This is a genomic window from Halanaerobiales bacterium, assembly GCA_035270125.1.
In the GTDB taxonomy this organism is placed as follows: domain Bacteria; phylum Bacillota; class Halanaerobiia; order Halanaerobiales; family DATFIM01; genus DATFIM01.
Genome location: DATFIM010000112.1, coordinates 1 through 5,323, shown reverse-complemented (window position 1 = coordinate 5,323; position 5,323 = coordinate 1). Strand labels below are relative to the sequence as shown.

Here is a 5,323-nt window from a genome sequence, read left to right as displayed (position 1 = left end):
TTTTTTTGGGTTAACAGTTCAATTATGGTATAATTAAAGAGTAAATGAGAGTATAAAAAGTTTAATTTCACAATATATATTTATACACTGAAAGGGGAGATGGAGTTAATGAGAACAATTGGTACAGAAGTAAAGGGGATTAGGACTCCAATTATAAAAGAAGGAGATGACTTAGTTGATATTGTAGTTTCTTCTTTACAAAAATCATGGGAAGAAGAAGGATATGAACTAAAAGATGGAGATGTAGTGGCTATTACAGAATCAGTAGTTGCCAGAGCTCAGGGTAATTATGTTAATATTGATGATATAGTAGAAGAGTTAAAGGAAAAATATCCAGAAGAGATTGGAGTAGTTTTTCCTATTTTAAGTAGAAATAGATTTTCAATGATTTTAAAAGCTATTGCTAAGACTAAAAGAAAAATATATCTACAACTTAAGTATCCTCGTGATGAAGTTGGTAATTCTTTAATGGACCCTAAAAAACTTGCTGATTCATATTTTGATCCTTATACAGATACTTTAAGTGAAGAGGAATACTATAATTATTTTGGAAGTTATAAACATCCATTTACAGGTATAAATTATGTAGATTATTATAAAAAATTAGCTGGAGATACTGAGATTGAGTTTATCTTTTCTAACAGAGCAGAAACGATTTTAAAATATACTAAAGATGTGTTAGCAGCTGATATACATACCCGTCATAAAACCAAAAACAAATTAAAAGAAAAAGGAGCAAATATTGTTTTTGGTCTTGATGACATTTGCAGAGAGAGAAGAGATAATAAAGGTTATAATCCTGATTATGGTTTACTTGGTTCTAATAAGGCCTCTGATCAAATGTTAAAACTTTTTCCAAGAAATGGTGAAGAATTTGTAAATGAAGTTCAAAAAAGATTAATAGATTTAACAGGTAAAAATATAGAAGTTATGATCTATGGTGATGGTGCTTTTAAAGATCCGGTAGGTAAAATTTGGGAACTTGCTGATCCAGTAGTCTCACCAGCCTTTACCCCAGGACTAAAAGGTACTCCTAATGAAGTAAAATTGAAATATTTAGCAGATAATGATCTTGGTGACCTTGAAGGGGAAGAACTTATGGAAGCGATGAAAGATGAAATAAAGAAAAAAGATGAAGATTTAGTAGGAGAAATAGAAGCTCAGGGAACTACTCCCCGACAATTAACTGATCTTTTAGGTAGTCTTAGTGATTTAGTTAGTGGCAGTGGAGATAGAGGAACTCCTGTTATTTTAATTCAGGGCTATTTTGATAATTTAGCTACAGAATAAAATATATACTTATGAATAATTTAGAACTCATCCCCTGTTATTTTTAATATAGCAGGGGATTTTCTAATTTGGAAAGAATTGTGTTATAATTAAGATAAAGAAGATTTAAATTGGAGGTGTGCTTTTATGCAGAACTCTAGAGAAAGTAAAATTTTAGACAAAAAATTAATTGAAAAGAAACTAAAAGATTATTTTTCAAATAAAAATGAAATCATAGCTGTTTATATTTTTGGTTCATTTTATAAACAAAGTTTTAATAATAGAAGTGACCTGGATCTGGCTGTTATTTTTAAAGAAGAAATTGATAAGTTTGATAAATTTGATATTAAGCTAAAAATGCTTGCAGATATAGAGGATTTAATAAAAATAAAAGTTGATTTAGTAGATTTTGAAAATGTAGATCTAAAAATAAAACACCATATTTTAGATGGAAAATTAATTCACTGTAAAAATAATAGTAAAAGAGTAAAGTTAGAAAAACAGGTGATTTTAAATTATATTGATATGAGGAAAAGATATGATATTTTTAATAAGAATTTAGGAGGGAGATTTTAAATTGGTTGATAAAGAAATAATAAAAGATAGGTTGAGTCTTTTAGAAGAATATATTTTAGATTTAGAAGAATATAGAGATTTGACTCTTGAAGAATTGGAAAATAACAAAATATTGTTTAGATATTTAGAAAGAACTCTACATCTTGCAATAGAAGCTATTTTAGATATAGGTAGCCATATTATAAGTGATGAGCGACTTGGTAATCCTAAATTCAACAGTGAAATTATTAAAATTTTAGCCCAAAATGATATTATCAAAGAAAATGTTGAAGACTATGTTAAAATGGCTAAATTTAGAAATATTATAGTCCATGATTATGCTGATATTGATGCAGAAATCTTATTGAAAATAGTAAGAGAAAATGTAGTTGACTTAAAAGAAATATTCAAATGGTATAGAGAGTATATTTCTTAGAATTTCTCTTTGTTATAATTGGAGGTGAGCTTTATGAGAAAAATTAATTTTAAAAAATATAATAAAAAACGAAAAAGATTAAAAGCAGAGCTTTTGCAGCTTAGAGATGAAGTAAATATAACTGAAAGTGAAGCTCCACCTCGTGGTAAAGAAAAAAGAAAACTTTTATTTGAAATGGCAAGAAAAAGAAAAAAATATAAATTCTGTTTTAAGTCCTTTAGGGTTTGAAAAAGAGGGGAAGTACTGGATCTTAGAAGATGCTAATATAGCTATTGAAGTAACTTCTGGACCTTTAGCAGGCAGTTGGGATAAGGTTAATGAAGTAGAAATTGAAGGAACTAAAAGTGAATTAATGGATTTTATGAAAAAGATTAAAGAGAAGTTAGGTGATTAATTTGAATAAAAAAATAAAAAAGAAAATAGATTATGATAAATTGCAAAATTACTGCAAAGAAAATGGAGTGTTGGCAATTTATTTATTTGGATCTCAGTTAGGTGAAAAGACTGATAAGTTTAGTGATCTGGATCTGGGAGTTGTTTTTTTTGAATCAGAAAAAGACAAATTAAATGATGTTAATTTTTATATGAGTTTTAAAAATGAATTAGTAAGTATTTTTGATTTTTCAAAAATAGACCTTCTTTTTTTACAAAATTCAGGTTTGAAAATCCCCTTTAAAGTTATTACTAAAGGAGAAGTTATTTATTCTGCGGATAAAGAGAAACGTTTAGATTATGAAGATATGGTCATTTGTAAGGGGCTTGATTTTAAAAAAGAACTTGAACTTTATTATAAAGAATTAGAAGAAAAGATACTAAGTGGGAGGTAATTTTATGGTTAATAGAGAGGTTGTTTTAGATAGAATTAGTATAATTAAAAATTCTTTAAAGAGATTAAAAGAAATTTCTAAGCTTTCAAAGCAAGAATTTAAAAATAATGATGATTATTTTGCTATTGCTGAACATCATTTGAGAAGATCTTTAGAAGCTGTTATAGATTTAGGGCGACATATATGTGTGAAGGAAGATTTGGGACAACCGCAAGATTATACTGAAGTGTTTGATATTTTAAATAATGGGGGAGTATTGAGTAAAGAATTTACCGAAAATATTAGAGGTATGGCAGGTTATCGAAATCGACTAGTTCATATGTATAATCAAATAGATAAAGAAGAAATATATCAGATATTACAGGAGCGGTTGGATGACTTTGATATATTCACCAATGAAATTATGAATTATATAAATAAAAACTAAAAAAATTAAAGAAATAGAGGTGGGGAATAGTATGGTTGAAAAAAATCGTTATTAAAAGTCATTAAAGAGGAGGGAAAAGAAATATGACCTGATCATTTTGCAGCCTTTCTTTTTTCTTTGAAATTTATATTTTCTTTAGATTCTTCTAAAAGAAAAGAGAGAGGGACAGTGAGAAACATAATAATACCTGCCGTAAAAAAGACAGCCTTTAGACTTAAAAATTCTACTAAAAACCCACCTAAGGCTGGACCTAAAATTCTACTTAAAGAACTTGAGCTTTCTAAAGCCCCAAGATAGGTTCCCTGTTTAGTTTTTGGAGAAAAGTCAACCATATAAGTAATAGAAGTTGGATTAAAAGAACCGATAGTTATCCCAATGATAATTGCTGCCAGCCAGATTCCAATTTTTGTAGGATAAAATACATAGATAAGTGGTCCTAAAAAGGAAAAACTTGAGATTATAAGCAGAGGTTTTCTACCCCAGCTATCTGCCAGAGAACCGCCAATGATAATCGCTAAAATTATAAAAAACCTTTTTAACCCTTCAAAACTTCCAGCAGAACCTTCAGAGATACCAATAACAGTTGTATAATAGATCGGTAAAAAAGTTTTAAAAGAATTAAAAGCAGTTCTTCTAATAAAAGTAATTAAACAAAAAAGAGATGCCGGGTCATTTTTCCATTTTAAAGGGGAAAAGAGGCGCGGTCCTTCTTTTTGACTGCTGGCAAAAATAAAACCTTCTGTAAAAAGGTCTTTAAATTCTAAATTTTTGATAACTGGAATTATATTAGAAAAGTTAACTTTATTTTTACTTTTATCTCCTAGTTTTTCACTGTCAATATATTTATAGGCCAGTCCTGCAGCAAATACCATTAAGAATCCAGTGATAAAAAAGGCCAGTAAAAAACTTGTATATTGAATGAGAAATCCCATTAAGACCGGTCCTAACATTGAGCCAAAAAAGACAAATATCTTATAGATACTTATTTTTTCTCCTCGATCATCTTCATTACTTTCTTCAGAGATTATTGCCTGTGATAGAGGACGGATAGCTGATTCGATTATCCCCTGTAAAAAACGAAGTATAAAGAAAAAACCTACCCAATCCGGAAAAGGTAAGAGAAAAAATATAATTCCTGAACCTAAAAAAGCTGAATATAGGAAAAATTTACGATTACCAAGGGCATCAGATATACTTCCTACCAGAGTTGTAGAAAAAAGTTGTGGTAAGAAATAAATAGAGTTTAAAAGGGCAATATTTCTCATACTCATTCCTTTATTTTGTAAAAATAAGACAAGGGCAAAAAATATGGTACCTTTATAAGAAATGGAATGAATAGTTCTTGTAAAAGTTGCTGTTTTAAAACTGCTACCAGTGTCTTTTATACTTTTTAAATTGGGAAAATAGGATATAATTTTTTGCAATAATTGCTTCATTGTTTTCCTCCCAGATTATAATTTGACTAGAGTTTATCAAAAAAAACATGAATTTAAAAGGATTATTTTAAAATAAATACTTTTAATTTTTAGCTTATAATGGTATAATTAATATAAAATGTAATAAAATAACAATAAGAGGAGAAAAAAATGAATAAGGTTGAGCCAATTAGAGATAAAAATAAAATAAAGGAAATAAAAAATATTTTAAAGAAAAAAAGTTATAGAAATTATATGCTATTTGTTTTAGGTATAAATACAGGTTTAAGAATAGGTGATTTGTTAAGTTTAAAAGTTGAAGATGTAAAAAATAAAAGTCATATAATTATAAAAGAACAAAAGACATCTAAAAATAAACAGTTTTTGATAAATG

Annotated in this window: 9 protein-coding genes; 8 read left to right on the top strand and 1 reads right to left on the bottom strand. The window is 28.0% G+C overall.

From position 1 onward, the window contains the following. Positions 1-108: 108 nt before the first annotated feature. The 7 genes from VJ881_05975 (at position 109) to VJ881_05945 (ending at position 3,514) form a co-directional block, all read left to right on the top strand. A complete protein-coding gene (locus tag VJ881_05975; protein HKL75597.1) occupies positions 109-1,290 on the top strand; it encodes a coenzyme F420-0:L-glutamate ligase in 1,182 nt (393 codons plus the stop codon). Positions 1,291-1,416: 126 nt separating this feature from the next. After that, positions 1,417-1,845, top strand: coding sequence for a nucleotidyltransferase domain-containing protein (locus tag VJ881_05970; protein HKL75596.1), 429 nt, complete (start codon positions 1,417-1,419; stop codon positions 1,843-1,845). Between the two features lies 1 nt (position 1,846). Beyond that, positions 1,847-2,260: a DUF86 domain-containing protein gene (locus VJ881_05965; GenBank protein ID HKL75595.1), complete on the top strand. Its 414-nt coding sequence runs from the start codon at positions 1,847-1,849 to the stop codon at positions 2,258-2,260. A 33-nt stretch (positions 2,261-2,293) separates the two neighbouring features. After that, complete coding sequence (locus VJ881_05960; protein HKL75594.1) at positions 2,294-2,488, top strand: hypothetical protein; 195 nt, start codon at positions 2,294-2,296, stop codon at positions 2,486-2,488. Continuing rightward, the gene (locus VJ881_05955) at positions 2,430-2,654 is read left to right on the top strand and encodes a hypothetical protein (protein HKL75593.1); all 225 of its coding nucleotides are present in this window, start codon (positions 2,430-2,432) and stop codon (positions 2,652-2,654) included. Before VJ881_05960 ends, VJ881_05955 begins: the two co-directional genes overlap by 59 nt. Before the next feature lies 1 nt (position 2,655). Beyond that, on the top strand, positions 2,656-3,087 hold the full coding sequence (locus VJ881_05950; GenBank protein ID HKL75592.1) for a nucleotidyltransferase domain-containing protein: 432 nt from the start codon (positions 2,656-2,658) through the stop codon (positions 3,085-3,087). 4 nt (positions 3,088-3,091) lie between these two features. After that, on the top strand, positions 3,092-3,514 hold the full coding sequence (locus VJ881_05945; protein ID HKL75591.1) for a DUF86 domain-containing protein: 423 nt from the start codon (positions 3,092-3,094) through the stop codon (positions 3,512-3,514). Between the two features lie 92 nt (positions 3,515-3,606). Here VJ881_05945 and VJ881_05940 read toward each other — a convergent pair whose 3' ends face one another. Then, positions 3,607-4,950: an MFS transporter gene (locus VJ881_05940; protein ID HKL75590.1), complete on the bottom strand. Its 1,344-nt coding sequence runs from the start codon at positions 4,948-4,950 to the stop codon at positions 3,607-3,609. A gap of 150 nt (positions 4,951-5,100) precedes the next feature. Here VJ881_05940 and VJ881_05935 point away from each other — a divergent pair. Continuing rightward, the coding region (locus VJ881_05935) for a tyrosine-type recombinase/integrase (protein HKL75589.1) at positions 5,101-5,323 on the top strand (223 nt) is incomplete at its 3' end.